17 protein-coding genes and 1 pseudogene are annotated in these 20,098 nt (G+C 53.4%); 9 read left to right on the top strand and 9 right to left on the bottom strand.

The genetic code is table 11. The features are described from left to right. Positions 1-36 precede the first annotated feature (36 nt). From GGR95_RS11870 to GGR95_RS11840, 7 genes are all read left to right on the top strand, one after another. Positions 37-1,083, top strand: coding sequence for a rod shape-determining protein (locus GGR95_RS11870; protein WP_184566089.1), 1,047 nt, complete (start codon positions 37-39; stop codon positions 1,081-1,083). Positions 1,084-1,138: 55 nt separating this feature from the next. Then, a complete protein-coding gene (gene mreC, locus GGR95_RS11865; RefSeq protein WP_184566087.1) occupies positions 1,139-2,059 on the top strand; it encodes a rod shape-determining protein MreC in 921 nt (306 codons plus the stop codon). 5 nt (positions 2,060-2,064) lie between these two features. Next, complete coding sequence (locus tag GGR95_RS11860; RefSeq protein ID WP_184566085.1) at positions 2,065-2,697, top strand: rod shape-determining protein MreD; 633 nt, start codon at positions 2,065-2,067, stop codon at positions 2,695-2,697. A gap of 20 nt (positions 2,698-2,717) precedes the next feature. Next, a complete protein-coding gene (gene mrdA, locus GGR95_RS11855; RefSeq protein WP_184566083.1) occupies positions 2,718-4,643 on the top strand; it encodes a penicillin-binding protein 2 in 1,926 nt (641 codons plus the stop codon). Continuing rightward, positions 4,640-5,779, top strand: coding sequence for a rod shape-determining protein RodA (rodA, locus tag GGR95_RS11850; RefSeq protein WP_184566081.1), 1,140 nt, complete (start codon positions 4,640-4,642; stop codon positions 5,777-5,779). The genes mrdA and rodA overlap by 4 nt, the downstream gene beginning before the upstream one ends. A gap of 65 nt (positions 5,780-5,844) precedes the next feature. Beyond that, positions 5,845-6,255 (top strand): VOC family protein, encoded by a 411-nt coding sequence (locus GGR95_RS11845; protein ID WP_184566079.1) that lies wholly within the window; start codon positions 5,845-5,847, stop codon positions 6,253-6,255. Next, the gene (locus GGR95_RS11840; protein ID WP_184566077.1) at positions 6,252-7,181 is read left to right on the top strand and encodes a 2-hydroxyacid dehydrogenase; all 930 of its coding nucleotides are present in this window, start codon (positions 6,252-6,254) and stop codon (positions 7,179-7,181) included. Before GGR95_RS11845 ends, GGR95_RS11840 begins: the two co-directional genes overlap by 4 nt. A gap of 44 nt (positions 7,182-7,225) precedes the next feature. On the opposite strand, the gene GGR95_RS11835 is transcribed toward GGR95_RS11840, so the two are convergent. The 4 genes from GGR95_RS11835 to GGR95_RS11820 all read right to left on the bottom strand — a co-directional run bounded on the left by GGR95_RS11835 (position 7,226) and on the right by GGR95_RS11820 (position 11,523). Further along, positions 7,226-9,238 carry a M3 family metallopeptidase gene (locus tag GGR95_RS11835; protein ID WP_184566075.1) on the bottom strand — a complete coding sequence of 671 codons (2,013 nt, stop codon included), beginning with the start codon at positions 9,236-9,238 and terminating at the stop codon, positions 7,226-7,228. Between the two features lie 65 nt (positions 9,239-9,303). Next, positions 9,304-10,356, bottom strand: coding sequence for a HesA/MoeB/ThiF family protein (locus GGR95_RS11830; protein WP_184566073.1), 1,053 nt, complete (start codon positions 10,354-10,356; stop codon positions 9,304-9,306). Positions 10,357-10,435: 79 nt separating this feature from the next. Beyond that, on the bottom strand, positions 10,436-10,912 hold the full coding sequence (gene dut / locus GGR95_RS11825; protein ID WP_184566071.1) for a dUTP diphosphatase: 477 nt from the start codon (positions 10,910-10,912) through the stop codon (positions 10,436-10,438). A 71-nt stretch (positions 10,913-10,983) separates the two neighbouring features. Then, a complete protein-coding gene (locus GGR95_RS11820) occupies positions 10,984-11,523 on the bottom strand; it encodes an Lrp/AsnC family transcriptional regulator (protein ID WP_343042239.1) in 540 nt (179 codons plus the stop codon). 18 nt (positions 11,524-11,541) lie between these two features. On the opposite strand from GGR95_RS11820, the gene GGR95_RS11815 reads away from it, so the two are divergent. Then, entirely contained in the window at positions 11,542-13,008 is a 1,467-nt protein-coding gene (locus GGR95_RS11815; protein WP_184566069.1) for an aminotransferase class V-fold PLP-dependent enzyme, read from the top strand. Between the two features lie 349 nt (positions 13,009-13,357). On the opposite strand, the gene GGR95_RS11810 is transcribed toward GGR95_RS11815, so the two are convergent. From GGR95_RS11810 to GGR95_RS11790, 5 genes and pseudogenes are all read right to left on the bottom strand, one after another. Beyond that, positions 13,358-14,419, bottom strand: a complete 1,062-nt coding sequence (locus tag GGR95_RS11810) for an ABC transporter ATP-binding protein (RefSeq protein WP_184566067.1) — start codon at positions 14,417-14,419, stop codon at positions 13,358-13,360. Between the two features lie 22 nt (positions 14,420-14,441). Continuing rightward, positions 14,442-15,314, bottom strand: coding sequence for a carbohydrate ABC transporter permease (locus GGR95_RS11805; RefSeq protein ID WP_184566065.1), 873 nt, complete (start codon positions 15,312-15,314; stop codon positions 14,442-14,444). Then, on the bottom strand, positions 15,314-16,216 hold the full coding sequence (locus tag GGR95_RS11800; RefSeq protein WP_184566063.1) for a carbohydrate ABC transporter permease: 903 nt from the start codon (positions 16,214-16,216) through the stop codon (positions 15,314-15,316). The genes GGR95_RS11805 and GGR95_RS11800 overlap by 1 nt, the downstream gene beginning before the upstream one ends. 61 nt (positions 16,217-16,277) lie before the next feature. Next, a complete protein-coding gene (locus GGR95_RS11795) occupies positions 16,278-17,582 on the bottom strand; it encodes an ABC transporter substrate-binding protein (RefSeq protein ID WP_184566061.1) in 1,305 nt (434 codons plus the stop codon). 390 nt (positions 17,583-17,972) lie between these two features. After that, positions 17,973-18,305, bottom strand: a pseudogene (locus GGR95_RS11790) (IS1 family transposase); the annotation flags it as partial. A gap of 1,137 nt (positions 18,306-19,442) precedes the next feature. Here GGR95_RS11790 and GGR95_RS11785 point away from each other — a divergent pair. Continuing rightward, complete coding sequence (locus GGR95_RS11785; RefSeq protein ID WP_184566057.1) at positions 19,443-19,799, top strand: hypothetical protein; 357 nt, start codon at positions 19,443-19,445, stop codon at positions 19,797-19,799. Positions 19,800-20,098 lie beyond the last annotated feature (299 nt).

Genomic DNA, 20,098 nt, shown 5'->3' with positions numbered 1-20,098 from the left:
CGGGCGTATACGTATTTTGCAAGGTGTTTGCCCCACATGACGATCTTTGGAAACCTCCGCGGCCTGTTCACATCCGATATGGCGATCGATTTGGGAACCGCGAACACCCTGATTTACGTCAAAGGCAAAGGTATCGTGCTCAGCGAACCCTCGGTTGTAGCCTATCACGTCAAAGACGGTGTCAAAAAAGTTCTGGCCGTCGGTGAAGATGCGAAACTGATGCTAGGCCGGACCCCCGGCAGCATTGAAGCGATTCGTCCAATGCGCGAAGGTGTGATTGCTGATTTTGATACCGCCGAAGAAATGATCAAACATTTCATCCGTAAAGTTCACAAACGCTCGACCTTCTCCAAGCCCAAAATCATCGTCTGCGTGCCCCATGGTGCCACTCCCGTTGAAAAACGCGCTATCCGCCAATCGGTGCTGAGTGCCGGTGCGCGCCGCGCTGGTCTAATTGCCGAACCGATTGCTGCCGCCATTGGTGCAGGCATGCCAATCACCGACCCGACAGGCAACATGGTTGTGGATATCGGTGGTGGTACAACAGAAGTTGCGGTTTTGTCCTTGGGCGACATCGTTTATGCACGTTCGGTGCGCGTCGGGGGTGACCGCATGGATGAAGCGATCATCAGTTACCTGCGCCGTCAGCAAAATCTTTTGGTGGGTGAAACAACCGCCGAACGGATCAAAACCTCTATCGGTACGGCACGTATGCCCGACGACGGGCGCGGTACTTCGATGCAGGTGCGCGGACGCGACCTGTTGAACGGTGTGCCAAAAGAAATCGAAGTGACCCAAGCACAGGTTGCCGAGGCATTGGCCGAACCCGTACAGCAGATTTGCGAAGCCGTGATGACCGCGCTTGAAACCACACCGCCGGATCTGGCTGCGGATATTGTGGACCGTGGTGTGATGCTCACGGGTGGGGGATCTCTGTTGGGTGATCTGGATCTGGCCCTGCGGGAACAAACAGGTCTGGCAATTTCTGTTGCGGACGAGCCGCTAAATTGTGTGGCGCTCGGCACTGGCAAAGCTCTTGAGTATGAAAAACAGTTGCGCCACGCTATTGACTACGACAGCTGATATCGTCTCGATAGACGACATCAAGGCACAGGCCTAAGGAGGGCGCCAAGCCGTCATGGCCAGAGACAGATATAATTCCAGTGATTACACAGGACCACTGCGGCGCCTTTTGATGGCGTTGCTGGTTGTGATTTTGGGTGCGATTTTCTTACTGTGGCGCATTGATAGCCCACGTGTTGAGCGTTTTCGCGCGCAGGTTACAGATAAATTCGTGCCCAATCTGAGTTGGGCTATGGCCCCTGTCACAGGCAGCATCAACTTGCTTCGTGATTTTCAAAGTTACCAACGCCTAGCCGCGCAAAATCAGGAACTCCGTTCCGAATTGCGGCGCATGCAAACATGGAAAGAAGCCGCCCTACAGCTGGAGCAGGAGAACGCCCGTCTGTTGGACCTGAACAAAGTGCGTCTCGATCCGCGCCTGACTTATGTGACAGGTGTTGTGCTGGCCGACTCGGGTTCACCCTTCCGGCAGTCTGTTCTGCTCAACGTAGGAGCACGCGACGGGTTGGTTGAAGGCTGGGCAACAATGGATGGCATAGGCCTTGTCGGGCGCATCTCTGGCCTTGGGGAAAACACTGCAAGGGTGATCTTGCTTACCGATACCAGCAGCCGCATTCCCGCTGTGATCCAGCCTTCGGGGCAACGCGCGATCATCGCCGGTGATAACTCATCTGCGCCGCCCATCGATTTTCTGGAAAACCCTGATCTGGTGCGCCCCGGCGATAGGGTTATCAGCTCTGGTGATGGTGGGGTGTTTCCCGAAGGCCTGCTGATCGGACAAATCGCGGCTGACCCCAGTGGCCGCCTGCGCGTTCGGCTTGCTGCTGACTTCGAGCGGTTGGAGTTTTTGCGTGTTCTGCGCCACCACGGCACAGATGCCGTTGTTACAACGCCTTCTGTCATTACAGACACAGTAAACAGGCGCACCTTGCCGTCACAACCGGACGAGGCCCAACCGACCGCGGCAGACGAATAATGCACATGGACGAGCTTTCCCCTACCCGCCTTTGGTTAATGCGCAGCCTGTTTGTCGTACTTGCGCTGATCATCCTATTTTTCCAACTTCTGCCAATAGATACCCAACCCGTAAGCCTTTTTACACCGGATCTCTTCCCGCCATTGGCCAATATTGATCCAGCAGAAGCACGCCTGCGCGACCTGCTGAAACACTCAACCACCAGAAATTGGATCGGGCCGGACCTTTTGATATCTTTTGCATTTGCGTGGTCTTTACGGCGGCCTGAATACGTACCGATGCTGGTGCTGGCCTGCGTGTTTTTGCTTAGTGATTTATTGTTACAACGTCCTCCCGGATTGTGGGCCGCGCTTGCACTGCTATCGTGCGAAAACCTTCGTGGACGCAGCCGCACATTGCGCGATTCAACCTTCGGCGCAGAATGGCTTGCCGTGTCCATATTACTGGTTGGCATTTTGCTGATGAACCGGATTGTGTTATCTATACTGCTGGTGACACCCCCTCAACTGGGACTCAGCCTGATAGAACTTGGCATGACGATTATCGTTTACCCGGCGGTTGTTTTTGTTACCCGCTCAGGGATGGGTGTGCGCCGCGCCGCGCCCGGAGAGCTCGACTCGATGGGCGCGCGCGGGTGAGATCATGAGGCGCAATACATATGAGACATAGTAGAGCCGATACAGACGCCAGCCACTTAAAGCTCAGCCGCCGTGCTGCGTTAATGGGGGGCGTGCAGCTACTGTTCATGGGCGGATTGGCCGCCCGCATGTGGTACCTGCAAGTCGATCAAGCCGACCAGTTTCGCCTGCTTGCAGAAGAGAACCGGATCAACATTCGTTTGATCCCGCCTGTGCGCGGAGAGATATTTGACCGCAACGGGATGCAATTGGCCAAGAATGTGCCAAGTTACCGTATCATCATGGTGCGTGAAGATGCGGGCGATTTTAATGCCGTGCTGGACCGCGTTGCAAAATTAATCGACCTTTCACCTGAGGAAACCGAAAGGGCGCGCGAAGAACTGGGGCGTCGGGGTGACCGTTCTTTACCGATCACTATTGCAGAAGATGTCAGCTGGGACGCGGTAAGTGCCATCTCGGTCAATGCTCCCGCCTTGCCTGGCGTTTCGCCAGAGGTGGGAACTACACGCGTTTACCCCCGCGGTTCGGATTTTGCCCATGTTGTCGGACGTGTGGGCAGTGTCAGCCCTAAAGACCTTGAGGCACTTGAATCCCCTGATGCCGTGCTGCGCATTCCACGCTTTCAAATTGGCAAAATCAACGTGGAAGCCCGCGAAGAACCACTGCTGCGGGGGGTCGCCGGCAACAGGCAGGTAGAGGTGAACGCAACGGGCCGTGTGATGCGCGAACTAGAGCGTCGCGAGGGTCAATCAGGTGCTGACCTACAGTTGACGATTGATGCAAAGCTGCAAAACTATGTGCAGGCCCGCCTGCAAGGCGAAAGCGCTGCGGTTGTGATCCTCGACTGTGAAAAAGGCGATATCCTCGCCAACAGCTCAGCCCCGTCTTATGACCCGAACCTGTTCATCGGTGGCATTTTGTCACGCGATTATGACCCGCTGCTCAACGATAAATACCGCCCCTTGGTAAACAAAACTGTGCAAGGCGCCTATCCGCCCGGTTCGTGTTTCAAGATGGTTACAGCGATGGCCGCGATAGAAGAAGGGATCATCAGCCCAGATGACACTGTCTATTGCCCCGGTCATCTGGAAGTAGGCGGTCGCCGGTTCCACTGTTGGAAACGTGCGGGCCACGGTTGGCTTGATCTAGAAGGCTCTCTCAAAAGCTCCTGTGACGTGTACTACTATGATCTAGCACTCAAGGTCGGGATCGAAAAAATTTCGGCCATGGCCAATCGTTTTGGTCTCGGCATCAAGCATGACCTTGCGCTCAGTTCGGTCAATTCTGGCCTGACGCCTACAAAAGAGTGGAAGTTGCGCCAACGGGGGGCAGACTGGGTGATTGGCGATACTGTGAATGCCTCAATCGGCCAAGGCTTTATGCTGGCCACGCCCATGCAACTCGCCGTCATGACCGCACGGCTTGCCACGGGACGCGAAGTGACGCCGCGGCTGATCAAGTCGGTTAACGGAGTCGAACAGCCCGTTTTAGGGAATGAATCGCTTGGCATGCGCGAAAGCAATCTGCGCAAAATGCGTAAATCCATGTATTCGGTTGTGAATGACAGACGTGGCACCGGCTATCGCAGCCGCATTATTGCCGAAGGCATGCGCATGGCCGGAAAGACCGGCACAAGTCAGGTGCGCTCGGCCGTTGTTGATAACAAAAGCGTCCCATGGGAACAGCGTGACCACGCCCTGTTTGTGAGCTTTGCCCCATATGACAACCCGCGTTTTGCCTGTGCTGTTCTGGTTGAGCACGGGGGGGGCGGCTCAACTGCGGCAGCGCCCATTGCCCGTGACGTCATGTTGCAGGCCCTCTACAACGGAGAGCCTCCTTTGGACGCATATCCCAGTGCAGATCGGGGCAGGATCAAAACCCAACAACGCGCCCTGCGCGATGTGCAGCCTGAGGCACGGATCAACAAGAGCAAAGACCAAGCATGAGCTATCTTGAATATACGGTCAAATCGACCCCAACTGGTTTGCGCAAGATTTTGTTCCTGAACTGGCCCTTGATCCTGCTCCTCACCGCTGTCGCTGGCACAGGATTTTTGATGCTCTATTCAGTCGCTGGTGGAAGTTATACGCCATGGGCTGGCCCTCAAATGAAGCGCTTTGCCCTAGGGTTGTGCCTTATGCTGTCTATCGGGTTGGTGCCGATCTGGATGTGGCGCAACCTTGCTGGGGTCGCTTATGCTGTCTCCGTTATTTTGTTGATCAGCGTCGAATTCTTCGGCGCCGTTGGCATGGGTGCGCAACGCTGGATCGAGTTGGGCCCCTTGCGGCTACAGCCTTCCGAGATGACAAAAATAACCCTCGTTATGTTTCTTGCGGCCTACTATGATTGGTTACCCGCCAAAAAAACATCCCGCCCTTTATGGGTCCTGCTGCCTGTCCTAATTATCATTGCCCCCACTCTATTGGTCATCAAACAGCCTGATCTGGGAACGGCGATCCTGCTTCTGGCGGCAGGGGGCGGTCTGATGTTTCTCGCCGGTGTACATTGGGCCTATTTTGCCGCTGTGCTTGCTGCTGGTGTCGGATTAGTGGCTGCGGTCTTTCAATCGCGTGGCACAGATTGGCAAATGATCAAAGACTACCAGTTTCTCAGGATTGATACGTTTCTTGATCCCAGCACAGATCCGCTGGGTACGGGCTATCACATCGCTCAATCCAAGATCGCTCTTGGGTCGGGGGGATGGATGGGGCGCGGGTTTATGCAAGGTACACAATCACGCCTGAACTTCCTGCCGGAAAAGCAAACCGACTTTATCTTCACTACCTTGGCCGAAGAATTCGGCTTTGTTGGCGGCATCTCGCTTTTGACCCTCTACGGGCTGATCGTGACATTTTGTATCGCCTCTGCCGTGATGAACAAGGATCGGTTCTCCTCTCTTCTGACACTCGGCATTGGCTTGAACTTTTTCCTATTTTTTGCCGTTAACATGTCGATGGTTATGGGGCTGGCGCCTGTTGTGGGTGTACCATTACCAATGGTGAGTTACGGCGGCTCTGCAATGTTGGTGCTTTTATTGGCATTTGGGCTTGTTCAATCCGCCCATGTCCACAGACCACGCTAATATTGTTTTATTTTCGGCGTTTGCTGGAGTATCCATTGGTGAGTCCATCAAATCGAGAGTCAGCCATGTCCATTTTTCACTTTGCTTTCAATGTCCTTGACCTAGACCAGACGCGCGCTTTTTACGGCGGCCTGTTGCAGTGCGAGGAAGGCCGTAGCACTCAAACTTGGGTTGATTTCGACTTTTTTGGCCACCAGCTCTCCTGCCATCTTGGCACCCCTATCTCAGTCGCCGCCACAGGACTGGTTGGGGATCACAAAGTGCCAATGCCGCATTTTGGTGTCGTATTACCCTATGCCGAATGGCGTATTCTGGCGGATCGTCTTATCGCCCAAGGCGTTGATTTTGTTCTTGAACCCCAAACCCGTTTCCCTGGTGAACCAGGGGAGCAATCGACAATGTTCTTTATGGACCCGTCGGGTAACCCCGTCGAAGTCAAAGGGTTGGCAGATATGAACGGGGCATTTGCAAAATGATCAATGTTCTTTTTGCCGCCAAGCCGGAACGCTGGGTCACCTATGAATCCCCCTTGCACAACGCCCTAGACGCCGCAGGCATCACTGCGCATCTGTCACAAGACATCCCTGCCCAAGACGTCGACTATATTGTCTACGCCCCCAACAGCGACCTGCAAGATTTCACCCCCTACACCCGCGCCAAGGCAGTGCTGAATCTTTGGGCTGGTGTTGAAAAGATCACTGGCAACGAGACATTAAAAATCCCGTTGGCGCGGATGGTGGACCCCGGTTTGACGTCTGGCATGGTGGAATGGGTGACTGGCCATGTCATGCGGTATCATTTAGGCATGGACGCCCACATCGTGAACCCTGCGCAAAAATGGATCACCAAAGCGCCGCCTCTGGCGCGTGAACGTGAAGTTGTCATCTTCGGCCTTGGTGCGCTAGGCACCGCCTGCGCGCAAATGCTGCTGGGTCTGGGCTTTCGCGTCACGGGTTGGTCACGCAGCCCCAAGGATGTTGCGGGTGTGACCTGCCTTCACGGTAACAAGGGGCTAGATGAAGCCCTCAGCCGCGCCGAGATTGCAGTAACTTTGCTGCCTGACACACCAGCAACAACGGATTTATTCAACACCGAAACGCTTGCGAAAATGCCACGTGGGGCATTCATCATCAATCCGGGCCGTGGGCCTTTGATTGATGATGATGCATTGATTGGGGCCTTGGACACAGGTCACATTGCCCATGCGACTTTGGATGTTTTCCGGATCGAGCCGCTTCCACAGGATCACCCCTTTTGGGCACATCCCCAAGTCACCGTAACACCGCATATCGCCGCAGAAACCCGCGCCATCACGGCCAGTGAATCCATCGTCGAAAACATCCGCCGTGGCGAAGCGGGTGAGGCATATATCAACCTCGTTGATCGGTCTTTGGGGTATTGATCCCTATCGGGGAGCGCGGCATCGCGGCGCTCCCCGATACTTATCTAGGCAGAGACCAAACCACGGCCCTTCAGCAATGCTTCTACGCCGGGCAACCGCCCACGGAAGGCCACATAAAGCTCTACCGCGTCGCGGCTGCCGCCTGTGGATAGGATGTTATCCTCCAGCGCCTTGGCACAATCGGGGTCAAAGGCACCGCCCGCTTCTTCAAAGGCCTCAAATGCATCCGCATCCATAACCTCCGACCACATATAGCTGTAGTATCCGCTAGAGTATCCATCGCCCGAAAACACATGCGCAAATTGCGGTGTCGCATGGCGCATGGTGATCGCAGCAGGCATGCCAATGCTTTCTAGAACCTCACGTTGTTTCGCCATCACATCTTGTGTCGGCTCACCTTCATGGAAGGCCAGATCAACCAGCGCCGAAGAGATATATTCAACAGTCTGAAACCCCATGTCAAAGGTGGCTGCGCCCAAAACTTTGTCCAAAAGTTCCTTCGGCATTGCCGCACCCGTTTTCGCATGTGTGGCGAATTCACCCAAGACTTCTGGCACATCCAGCCAGTGTTCATAAAGCTGGCTGGGCAGTTCCACAAAGTCACGTGCAACTGACGTGCCAGACACGCTTTCATAGGTCACATCAGACAGCATCTGATGTAGCGCGTGGCCAAATTCATGAAACAGTGTGCGTGCATCATCATAAGACAAAAGCGCCGGATCGCCTTTGGCAAAGTTGCAAACGTTGATCACCACAGGCGCTTGGACCTTTGGGAACTTCGCCTGCGCGCGCATAGCCGAACACCACGCGCCAGAGCGCTTAGAACCGCGTGCGAAATAGTCACCGATGAAGACAGCGACATGCTCGCCCTTACGGGTTACTTCCCATGCACGGCAATCAGCGTGGTATAGCGGCACATCCAACGGCTTGAACTCTAATCCGAACAAACGGGTCGCACAGGAGAATGACGCCTCGATCATCCGATCAAGTTGGAAATAAGGTTTAAGCGCTGCTTCATCCAGATCATGTTCCGCAGCGCGACGTTTCTCTGCGTAATAGCGCCAATCCCACGGGGCAAGATCGCCGTTCACACCATCCGCATGCATCATGGCTGTCAGCACGTCGGCATCGGCGTTTGCCTGCGCCTTGGCGGGTTCCCAGACCTGCATCAACAAATCGCGCACCGCCTCAGGTGTTTTGGCCATTTCTGTCTCTAGCTTGTAATCAGCAAAGCAATCGTACCCCAACAAGGCAGCGCGTTCCTTGCGCAATGCCAATGTTTCGGCCGCAATGGCGCGGTTGTCTGTTTCACCGCCATTTGCGCCGCGTGCTTCCCAAGCTTTAAACGCCTGTTCGCGCAGATCGCGGCGTGGGCAGAATTGTAAAAACGGGGTAATGAGCGAACGCGACAGCGTGACCACAGGACTGCCTGCTTCTTTCTCTTCTCCGGCCGCACGCGCAGCGTCGATCACAAATTCAGGCAGGCCTTGCAGATCATTTTCGCCTAGTTTCATGAACCAGCTACGCTCATCACTGAGCAAATTCTGGGTGAACTCTGTCCCCAACACCGCCAAGCGGTTTTTGATCTCTTTCATCCGGTCTTCTTGCGCGCCCGTCAGCGCAGAGCCTGAACGCACAAAGCCACGGTGCGTCAGCATCAGAACACGCGCTTGCTCTTCACTCAGCGCTAGCGCATCGCGCGCCTGCCACACTGCATCAACCCGTTCAAACAATGCCTTGTTGCTGGAAATCTCCGAGAAATGCGCCGAAAGGATCGGGGAGAAGTCACGTTGCAGCGCCTCGCGTTCAGGTGTGCTATCGGCCCCTGCAACAGTGAAAAACACCCCCAAAACCTGATCCAAAAGATGGCCGACGGATTCCAGCGCCTCAATCGTATTGCTGAAATCGGCAGGCGCGGGATTATCTGCGATCGCTGCGATCTCGGCGTTATGCGCGCTCAGCGCTTCTTGCAAAGCGGGGGCGAAGTCTTTGTCGGTGATCTGGTCAAATGGCGCGAGGCCAAAAGGGGTGGTCCAGTTTTGCAGCAGCATGTTCATACGGTGATCTCCTTTGTGCTCAACCTAGGAGCGCGACACAGGAGATACAATGCGTTGGCCCCGTGTTAAGCATGCCTAGAGGCGCAAATCGGACAGTCGCTGCGCGGGGCGATGCGGATGGTACGGTTCTCAGCATAAAGCGCATCATAGATCACCATTTGCCCGCGCAAAGGGGCACCTGCCCCCGTGATCACTTTGACCGCTTCCATCGCCATCATCGCACCTACCACACCGGGCAACGGCCCGATCACGCCAGCCTCGGCACAACTGGGTGCCAGATGCGGCGCGGGTGCTTGGGGGAATATACACTGATAACACGGCGCGCCATGGGCAGGGTCAAACACGCTAAGCTGCCCTTCCCATTGGCTCAGCGCGCCCGAAATCAACGGAATACCAGCGGCCACACAGGTGGCATTCACCAGATAACGCGTTTCAAAATTATCGGTGCCATCCAGCACCAGATCATATTCTGCTATCAACTCAGCCGCGACTGTATCATCCAGCTTGCGATTATACGGCCGCACCGTGACAAAAGGGTTTTGGGCCTGCATTTCAGCTTGGGCAGAAAAGACCTTGGCCATGCCAATAGAGGCGTCTTTGTGGATCACCTGCCTGTGCAGATTGGTGTTCTCTACCGTGTCGGCATCAATCACGCCGATGGTGCCCACGCCTGCTGCCGCCAGATATTGCAACGCAGGCGCACCAAGCCCCCCTGCCCCCACAACCAACACTTTGGCGTTCTTTAGCGCTTTTTGCCCTGCGCCGCCCACCTCACGCAAAACGATATGGCGGGCATAGCGGTTTAGCTCGGCCTCGGAAAAACTGCCTTGCTTGTTCGCAGGCATGGATTGTTTTTCAGCCTCTAAGCCAGAGCGTTTACGCAAAATTACTATAACCTGTGAATAGGCCCACACCAGCGCACCTGCCCCCACGGCAATCATCCACAGCACGGCGTCGCCCCCAATGGCCGTACGTAGCGTGTTCCCGTCAGGTAAAATCAAATGAGCCACAATCACACCCAGCAGCAGCAAGCCAATCAGCCGCCACCGCAGTACACGCGGGATGTGAAACACCACGCCAAGACCCCAGATGACAACGATGAGAAAAACTACCAACATACGCTCACTCCGTTCTGGTCTGGGCCATGCCCCGTCACACAGCTATGCAAAAAGGCATCTCAAATGCGCTACATGAAGTTTAACTGCCAGTCGACCCGAAGCCGTCGTCACCGCGCATAGTCTGATTAGTGAACTCTTCCACCACTTCAAAAGACGGCCGCACAATCGGTACAAAAGCCAATTGGCCAATCCGCTCGCCGGGGGTGATTTCGATAGGAGGGGACCCCACTTCGCTGCGGTTCCAGACACTGATCAATATCTCTCCGTTATAATCGGGATCGATCAATCCTACTGTATTCCCCAATATTAGACCCTTTTTATGGCCCAATCCAGATCGCGGCAAAACAAGGCCAGCAATCGACAAGTCACCAAAAGAAATGGCGATACCAGACCGAACAAGTACAGCAGGCGCTTGGGCTTCGATGAACATCGGGTCATCAACGCACGCAAACAGATCAACAGCGGCCGCGCCCTCGGTTTGGTATTGTGGCAGTCCCCACTGCGACACGCGCGGATCAATAATTTTTATCTGAATCTTTTCTCTCCACTGGCACATTCCATCTATATGGCCCTTTGCAAAAGGGATCAATCAACTGGACTACACCGCCAAATCTGACAGTACACACATCAAGGCAGATGCAGGGGCTGGCTTTCCAAAATTGTTTCCATCGCAAAAAGACCTGTCACCGTTTCCAGATCCAATTTGGATGTCAGGTTTTTATAAACGCGGTCGTACCCTTCCATAGAGGATGTGACCACCTTAATCAGATAATCCCATTCGCCCCCGATCCGATGCACATCTACAATCTCCGGGATTGTAGCGACCTGAATGCGGAAATTTTTCTGCCAGGCTTCATTATGCTGACGGGTACGGATCATCATAAAAACAGTAAGGTCGAGCCCCACCAATTTTGCATTCAGTTTGGCACCATACCCCTCTATCACGCCCGTTTCAGTCAAACGCTTCACGCGGCGCCAGCAAGCATTTTGCGAGAGCCCGACTTTTTCGGCCACTTCACGTTGCGACAAAGCACCCTCTTTTTGAAGAGCGGTTAATATTTTGCGGTCTATGGCATCCATTTCAATCATATGACCCAATATTGGGTGCAAGATGACAAAATCAAGTGAAATTTTACCCATCTGACAGGCTATAACATCAAACAGCACACGAAGGACCCGTTCAAAATGACCACACCTACAGACCAAAGCCTGTTCGACCGTTTTCGCAAGCAATTACTGTCAGCTTCAGTTGTGGAAGATTTAACCGATGGCTTAATCGGCCATGACGCAACCATAGACGGGCCGTTTGGCGCGAAAAAGCTGCTTTATGCAGACTACGTTGCTTCTGGTCGTGCGCTTCGCCAGATCGAAGAGTTTGTTCTTACGGAATTGCTGCCCTTTTACGCCAACAGCCACACCGAGGCATCTTATGTTGGTGGGTTTATGACCCGTTTGCGCCGTGAAGCGAGGGATGTGATCCGCAGCGAAGTTAACGCGAACAAGGACCATGCCGTGATTTTCACCGGCTCGGGCGCGACCGCTGGAATTAACCGGCTGGTCCACCTTTTAGGTTTGCCCGAAATGGTGGCGCAGGGTCAATCACCCGTCGTGTTGATTGGACCTTATGAACACCATTCCAACATTCTGCCATGGCGCGAAAGCGGTGCGGAAGTCATCGAAGTTCCTGAGGCCACCACAGGTGGGCCGTGCATGACGGTTCTTGCAGATACATTGGCCCGCGTAAAAGGCCGCCCCATTATCGGATCCTTCTCGGCGGCTTCCAATGTGACAGGCATTGTGACGGACGTCACCGCAGTCACCCGCATGCTAAAAGCCGCTGGTGCGGCGGTGGTATGGGACTTTGCTGGTGGTGCCCCATATCTACCGATTGATTTATGCCCCGCAAAGGATGCGCTAATTGATGCCGTCGTCTTATCGCCCCATAAATTTGTGGGAGGGCCGCAAGCCTCCGGCGTCTTACTGTTGCGCCATGACGCGGTGCGCTCAGACAAACCTACGTTGCCTGGCGGCGGGACTGTGCGCTTTGTTTCTCCCGCGTCGCATGACTATTCGGGCAACGTCGAAGCCCGCGAAGAAGCTGGCACGCCAAATGTCATAGGCGACATCCGTGCAGCGCTATGCTTTATTGTAAAGGCAGTTATCACTCAGGACTTTATCAACAATCGCAACCGCGAAACCCTAAACCGAGGGATGCGGGCATGGCGCGCCCACCCCAACATAGAAATCCTAGGAAACACCCACTGCGAAAGGCTGCCGATCTTTTCACTTCGGTTGCGCAACGGCAAAGGTGGTTATGTGCATCAGCAATTGGTCACACGCCTTTTGTCAGATTACTTTGGCGTTCAGGCACGAGGCGGTTGTGCCTGTGCCGGCCCCTATGTGCATCGGGTGCTTGGCATTGACCAAGAAACATCGCAAGAAATGCGACGCCAAATCCTATCAGGAAGCGAGGTTGATAAGCCGGGTTTTACCCGCCTGAACTTCAGTTTTCTCGCAACCGACGCCGAGGTCGATACCATCATCGCCGCCGTGCTTGAACTTGCCGATAGTGCCGCAAATCATGTTGCTGACTATTCTTGTGACCACTCTACAGCCATTTTCAAGCCGATCATGGCGGCACCAGCAGCATAGTCGGACGTAGCCAGTACTCGGATGCCCCTGCTCTTGAATGCAGAAAATTTCCAAGTGGAGCTGTCGCGGCTTGAACACATCCGGCAAGTGGTAAGTGAGGCCGGTCAACAATTCAGTGATACCGCCATTTAGACCGGTCTGAGACCGAATGGTCGCACTCCGATGCTTCTGGTGGTGGACAGTACCGGCCAAAAGATCTTCGGCGGGGCCGCCCTCTCGCCAACATGCGCCTGAAGTCCATCTTCGGTTGGGCGCCCGAGGCCAAGACGGTCCGTGTAACATGTCTACTTGGTAATGCCTTGTCGCAACTTACCGCTACAAACGTGCTGACCCATTAACAGTACGCAGATCAGCGTTCAGTCCTGATTGCATGACCGGTACCACGATTGAACAACCGCAACCGGTCAAGATCGAAATCCAGACCAACCTCATCTCCGGTTGAAGGTGCCTCGGAAACGGGGGATTTCACAATCATCCGGTCTTCCCCCAAAGCCACTTCTATCAAGGCCTCAGCACCGATCAATTCGGTGCGTTCCACCCTTCCGCGGGCCATCCCACTCCTGGAAAGGGTCACCTCTTCTGGACGAACTCCAATGAACACATCTGACGGGAGATCCCCCCCCATATCAAGATCACGGGTAAAACTGGCGTGACCGACCCTGCCATTTGTTGTTCCACACGGGATCAAGGCCATCTCAGGGCTGCCTATAAAGGTCGCCACGAAGGTGTTGATGGGGTTCATATAGATATCCATCGGTGCGCCCACTTGTTGTAACGCGCCCTTTGACAGCATCGCGACGCGCGTACCAAGCGTCATCGCTTCGATCTGGTCGTGGGTGACATAAATGACCGTTAACCCCAATTCGTTATGAAGCCGTTTTAGCTCACCCCGCATGCGACTACGCAGCTTGGCATCCAAATTCGACAACGGCTCGTCAAAAAGGAACACCTTGGGCTTGCGCACCAAGGCACGCCCAATGGCGACACGTTGGCGCTCGCCCCCCGATAGTTCCTTGGGGCGGCGATCCAGCAGGTCAGTGATACTCAAAATCTCGGCTGCGTCACGGATACGGGTATCAACCTCGGACTTGGACAGACGCGTGGTTTTCAGCAGACCAAACGCCATATTGCGATAGGCAGTCATGTGCGGGTAAAGGGCATAGCTTTGAAACACCATTGCGATGTCCCGCTTTTGCGGTTGAGTGTCCGTGACATCCTGACCGTCGATCAATAACTGACCCGAGGTGATATCTTCGAGCCCCGCGATCATGCGCAAGGTCGTGGATTTACCACAACCCGAAGGGCCCACCATGACCATGAACTCGCGATCTTCGATCGTCAGGTTGATGTTGTGAACGGTTTTGCTTTTGCCGTAGGATTTGCAGATGTTCGTGAGTTGAACGGTCGCCATTTTGGGTCTCCGGTAGGTGGCGCTACTTGACGCCGGTATGCATGAAGCTGTCGATGAAACGGCGCTGGAAGATCATAAAGAGCAGCAGCAACGGCGATACGACAAGAGTGGTTCCCGCCATCAGTCGTGGCCAGTCAGCCCCGCTATCCGCTTTGGCCAAAAGCCCCAATCCAATCGGTAAAGTACGAACATTCTCGGAATTGGTCACAAGAAGCGGCCACATATAATCGTTCCAATGGGTCACCACCGAGATGATAGCAAAGGCAATCAGCGTCGGTTTTACAAGCGGCAGGAACACGTGCCATAAAATTTCCAGATGGTTGCAACCATCCAGCCGCGCGGCATCCGAAAGTTCGGAAGGCACCTGCCGAAAACTCTGGCGCAGCATAAATGTGCCGTACCCCGATGCAATGAACGGCACGATCATGGCCGACAGCGTGTTAAGCAGGCCCATCTCTTGCAAAGTCACAAAATTGGTCAGGAAAATTGCATAAATCGGGAACATCACCTGCAACAAGAACAGCGTGAACAGCAGGTTCTTGAACGGAAAAGTCATCCGCGCAAAGGCATATGCCGCCAGCGTTATCGTGACCAACTGACCCGCCAGAATACTGCCCGTGACGATGATGGAATTGATTAGATAGGTTCCAAAAGGGGCTACCGACAAGGTGCTGGGATAGTTTGAAAAGTTCAACTTTTCAGGCAGGAAACCCGCGCTCTGATCGAAAACCTCGACGTCGGTCTTTAGCGAGGTCAATAGAATCCAGATCATCGGGCTAAGCCAAAGCGCTGCCAAAGGTATCATGACAACATGCAACCAATGATCCCGTAGAAATCGCGGCCAGTTGAAACGCTTGGGCGAGTTGGGAAGTTCGGTTTGGGTTGTAGTGGTCATCAACGCTCTCCGAGGTAGTGAACCTTGCGGCCCAAAGTCACTGCCACAAGGCCGATCAGGCCCAGAACAAAGAAAAGCAACGCATTGGCGAGTGCCGAAGCGTACCCGATATCCTGATACTGGAATCCCGTTTGATATATGTAAAAGGTCAACACGTTGGTGCTATCGGCGGGGCCGCCCTGTGTCATGATATAGACGTAGTCAAAGACCTGATAGCTGTGCAGCGTTCCGATGATGATCACAAAATAAAGCGTGGGTGATACCAACGGGATCGTTATATGAATCAGGCGATGCCATGCGTTGACACCATCAAGTCTGGCCGCTTCGTATAGATCGGAAGGCACCAGCTTTAACGCCGCGAGTAGAATGAGCATGAAATAGCCCGAGTATTTCCACACGCTCATAATCACAAGCGCAGGCATTGCCCAATCGCTGTCATAGAGCCAATCCAGACGCGGCAAGCCCACAGTTGTCAGCGCCTCGTTCACGGGTCCATAGCTTGGGGCATAAAGAAAAACCCAAACCATTCCAGCGGCTACAGAAGGTATCATCACAGGATAGAAAAAGGCCGAACGGTAAATCGCCATGCCGCGCAGTTTGCTATCCATCGCCACAGCCAAAAGCAAAGCCACGACTATCGAAATCGGAATTGTCGTTAACGTATAGAAAGCCGTATTTCCAAGCACTTTCCAGAACAATCGATCGTCAAGCAAGCGGGTGTAATTTTCAAGCCCAAGCCAATAGATTTCCGGATCGCCCAACATCACGTCATGCAAGCTGAACCAGATAGAACGCAGGATCGGCCAATAGGTAAAGGTCGCAAGAAACACGAGCGAAGGAAGCAGAAAGGCATACGCCAGAAACATCTCGTTTCTACGTGCCCGGGCAAAGGTCTTGGACATGGGAAGCCTTCTTAAAAAGAATGACGCGGCAAAGTCGCCGCGTCATTCAATATTGCGTTGGTTAGCCTTTCTGGCGGCGCAGAACGCGCGTGATCTCGCGGTTCACTTCTGCTGTCGCGTCAGTCAAAGCGGCTTCAGCGGCAACTTCACCCTCCAACGTCCGGTCGATCGCGCTTTTCAACACATCGCGGGCACGGGAATAGGCAGGAACCTGAAGAAATGCGCCCGAGTAGGCGGCCTGATCCAGTGCGACTTTGGCTTGTGGCACTTCTTTAAGATAGGCTTGCATCTCTGGTTGCTCCCATGACGATTTGCGCACGGCAAGATAACCGGTGGCTTCGCCCCACGCAGCTTGGTTTTGCGTGTTGGTCATCCAGCGCGCAAAGGTCCAAGCGGCCTCTTTTTTAGCGTCTGACTGTTTCTTGGCGATCATGATCGGACCACCGCCTTGGGCTGCACCGAATGTCTTTTTCTTGGGCATGAAAGCCACGCCAACCTCAAACGGAGAGGACTTGCGCAGGTTCGTCAACGAGCCGGTTGAGTGGTACAGCATCGCGGTCGTGCCCGCCATAAAGTCGTTTGCTGCCCCCTGCCATGTTGACGCTTTTGGCATACAGCCCGCATCAACCATCGTTTTCCAGAAATTCAGTGCTTCAACTGCTTCTGGACGATCCCACAGAACCTTGTCCTTTTCCCATGGCACAAGACCGTTTTGACGGCAATAAGCTTCGAACATCCAGTCATGCCAGCCGCCACCGATGATCAGGCCCCAACGTTTAAGCGCGTCACCATCACGGATAGTCAGAGCTTTTGCAGTTTCTAGCAAATCGTCCCAAGTGACTGGCGCGTTTTCAATGCCACGCTCTGCGAAGGCGTCTTTATTGTAATAAAGAACGGGCGTCGACGCTTGGAAAGAAAGCCCGTAAAGGCGATCTTCCGACACGGTTGTGTCAATGAAGCCGCTGATAAAGTCATCATAAATATCGTCGGATTTCGCTTGTTCGGTGAGATCCTCAATCGCATCAAGCCCAAGAAAGGTTTGCAGCGCAGAATTGATCGGCAACCACAATGACGGCGGTTCTCCCACACCAAGAGATGTAATCACTTTTTGCTCGGTGTTATCATATGACCCTGAATAGATCGCTTCGACTTCAACACCGTCATGGGTTTCGTTAAATTCCGTGATCATTCCGGAAATGATGGTGTTGATGTCACCAGACGCGCCTACCGGATACATAAACTGGATCTTGGTTGTTTCACTCGCGCGTGCTGGCGTGAGAAGACCCGGTATCGCACTTACGAAAGGCGCTGCCATACCTGAAGCGAGCAATCTGCGGCGGGTGAGGCTGGATTTTGAGAATTTCATCGTCAACATTTTCCTATTTGAGTCTGTGATGGTATTCTAAATGCTCGGATTCACCACAAGATGGTCAAAAACAAGCGGTAGTGGACCTTTTAACGTCCGACTGTCACAGTTTTATGAAACGTTGACGTTTTCCCTAAAAACCCAGACTTTTGGAAAACAGGCGAACAGGAAGAGAGCTTTCTTGTAGCTTTTCAACGTGTGAAAATGGAACCTACCCGAAAAGTACTGTCATTTTCCCAACAAGTTCTGTTTTCACAAAAAGGATGTTACTTGCGTATAGATGCTTAGGGTGCACCGCCCCAGTTTTACCGCAGACTGTTTAGTTATTCTCAAGCAACTTTATCGAGCGCGCTCAGGTTTACATAGTAAGCCTCCTCTGACGGTAGTGAATCACTTTGAATTATCTTTTTTCGCACGCGGTTTGTAAGGGCCACGCTTCTTTGGTGTGGAGTCCTCTGCCTCCTCAACCACTTCAACTTCCCAAGGGCTTTCAACCAAACCAGCGGCCATTGCTGGCGTCATACGAAGCGTCTTGTGTGTGCGAACAAAATTGTAGTGCATGAAATGAAGCGCAACGGCGTATGCGTGGTTCTCCGCCTTCTTAGAAAAGACGTTCGTAAGGCGAGTAAAACGGCGCATACCCATACGCATTGTCAGATTCTGGCGTTCAATGTGGGACGTGCCAACATCTTCCATGATCGGGTTGCCAAAGATTGCCTCTTTTGTCACGCTTGTGCATTCAGCTCGTGGTCTTTTGTGCCTGTAGGATTGCCGTAGTGCTTAATCAGCATCGCGCGTAGTCTACATCGCCTGAGAAAGCGTCTGTAACGGCCTTGAGGTAAGCGCCATGACCGTCCATTGTAAGCTGGAGGCGGGTAGTCTTCTGTCCAAGAAATCCAATGAACCCAGACTTTCACACCGTTCGTCTTCAAATCTCCAAACACAGTTCGCTGGAAATGTCCGGTAGTTCGCACATCACGATAGAGATCGTCATCAAGAAATTCGACGGAACGAAGTTTCGGCAAAGTCAAAACTGAGCAGCCCCACTTGAGTGGTCCAAATTGAAAGTTAGTGCATGATTGGCCTTTGGGGAAATTAAACACAAGTATCGCTTTCTCACGGGTCTTTCGGATTCGGCGCACGTCGATGCACCGATTTTTGCCAGTTCAGGCGGTCCGTATCAGCCGGGAAGCGATATGATGAGTTGTTTGTGTCATGAAACCAATTTACGGTCGGGAATTGCACCCTATTGCCAAGATACTGTAGCACTCTCCCTATCAGGTATAGATGGTCTGATAAGACCTGCTCCTGATAGGGAAGCCCGATAGCTGAAGTGCCTTTCGGCCTGATTTTACCAAGTAACCGCAAAAACCTTCAGTGAATTTATTTCCCGCAAGCACTTGAAATGTTTGATGAGTGCGATAATGCGAATGTTTTTCAAACGTATGTCACAGGCTAGTGTCGCAAAATTTCCGCCAGTTTGAGAAAGCTGTTTAGCTGGATGCACTTATCCAGAGAGTGCTGCGAACTGCGGGAAAGTACCTGACCTTGCTCGCCACGCTCAACAACGCAACTGAAATCCAAAACTTTGCGACATTCCCCCCCAGCGATCGTTCAATCCTATGTCAGCACAGTTTTGTCCAAAATTCCCATCTGCTGTTTAGTTGCTTCAGCCATATTTTCCCTCTAGGGTTGTTTTGTGGTCTGGCCGTTTCCATTACAGCTGGCCCGTATTGTAGTTTTTTGTAGTGCGCCTCCTGAACCCTCATCTGGAGAAGCACGTTGGTTTCGTTAGTTCAAAATATCGGCACCACTGTTTGGTGCAAAATTGCACTCAATTGCCAACCATACGGAAAAGCTATGACCGATCTGCCTGAAAACCCCACATACGATGACAAAGTCGCGCAGACGCGCAGGCGCTTTGTGCACAGCTTGAACGGACGTTTGGATGCCATTCTGGAGGCGATGAGATCAACGCCTCAGCCGGATTCTGGCGAAACACAAACACGGCACATACACCGCCTACTACACGATATGGCTGGAAATTCCGCCATGTTGGAGCTGGAAGGGATTGAGAGCTCGATACGCAAAGGCTTGGCGATAGCCGAACGTGTGGATGCTGCCAGACAACCTTTGTCAGATACCGAAATAAAAGAAATAGAAACAATTGTTGAGCAAACTCGGTCCATAGCGACCCAATTGGAAGAGCAGTATTAACCCTTATGAAAAACGTCTTGATATTAACAGCTTCCATTGGTGCGTTCGCCTTCACTGCGCATGCCCAAACCGCACCTGCGGTCACGGACGGCTATACGCCATCAGCTGCCACGTCCATTGCAACGCAAGAGGCGTTGATCCGGAACACGTCACTACGTGATCTCGGGTATCGCGATGGTGTTTCATTCACGCAACTGTCCGGACAAACGGTTCTCTGTTTGCGGCCTTGTCAAGCGGGATTGCGATCTGTCCGTTCGGGGTCATGGTTCTCTCCGAGGTCGCGGCCATCGTGTTTGTCA

The sequence above is a fragment of the Sulfitobacter undariae genome, assembly GCF_014196805.1.
GTDB lineage: Bacteria > Pseudomonadota > Alphaproteobacteria > Rhodobacterales > Rhodobacteraceae > Sulfitobacter > Sulfitobacter undariae.
The sequence above is the reverse complement of the archived record's forward strand: the minus strand, read 5'-3'. Positions and strand labels throughout refer to the sequence as shown.

Coding starts and splice junctions, on each gene's coding strand:
- GGR95_RS11870 (WP_184566089.1), top strand. CDS start 37: ATGACGATCTTTGGAAACCTCCGCGGCCTGTTCACATCCGATATGGCG.
- mreC (WP_184566087.1), top strand. CDS start 1,139: ATGGCCAGAGACAGATATAATTCCAGTGATTACACAGGACCACTGCGG.
- GGR95_RS11860 (WP_184566085.1), top strand. CDS start 2,065: ATGGACGAGCTTTCCCCTACCCGCCTTTGGTTAATGCGCAGCCTGTTT.
- mrdA (WP_184566083.1), top strand. CDS start 2,718: ATGAGACATAGTAGAGCCGATACAGACGCCAGCCACTTAAAGCTCAGC.
- rodA (WP_184566081.1), top strand. CDS start 4,640: ATGAGCTATCTTGAATATACGGTCAAATCGACCCCAACTGGTTTGCGC.
- GGR95_RS11845 (WP_184566079.1), top strand. CDS start 5,845: ATGTCCATTTTTCACTTTGCTTTCAATGTCCTTGACCTAGACCAGACG.
- GGR95_RS11840 (WP_184566077.1), top strand. CDS start 6,252: ATGATCAATGTTCTTTTTGCCGCCAAGCCGGAACGCTGGGTCACCTAT.
- GGR95_RS11835 (WP_184566075.1), bottom strand. CDS start 9,238: ATGAACATGCTGCTGCAAAACTGGACCACCCCTTTTGGCCTCGCGCCA.
- GGR95_RS11830 (WP_184566073.1), bottom strand. CDS start 10,356: ATGTTGGTAGTTTTTCTCATCGTTGTCATCTGGGGTCTTGGCGTGGTG.
- dut (WP_184566071.1), bottom strand. CDS start 10,912: ATGTGCCAGTGGAGAGAAAAGATTCAGATAAAAATTATTGATCCGCGC.
- GGR95_RS11815 (WP_184566069.1), top strand. CDS start 11,542: ATGACCACACCTACAGACCAAAGCCTGTTCGACCGTTTTCGCAAGCAA.
- GGR95_RS11810 (WP_184566067.1), bottom strand. CDS start 14,419: ATGGCGACCGTTCAACTCACGAACATCTGCAAATCCTACGGCAAAAGC.
- GGR95_RS11805 (WP_184566065.1), bottom strand. CDS start 15,314: ATGACCACTACAACCCAAACCGAACTTCCCAACTCGCCCAAGCGTTTC.
- GGR95_RS11800 (WP_184566063.1), bottom strand. CDS start 16,216: ATGTCCAAGACCTTTGCCCGGGCACGTAGAAACGAGATGTTTCTGGCG.
- GGR95_RS11795 (WP_184566061.1), bottom strand. CDS start 17,582: ATGAAATTCTCAAAATCCAGCCTCACCCGCCGCAGATTGCTCGCTTCA.
- GGR95_RS11785 (WP_184566057.1), top strand. CDS start 19,443: ATGACCGATCTGCCTGAAAACCCCACATACGATGACAAAGTCGCGCAG.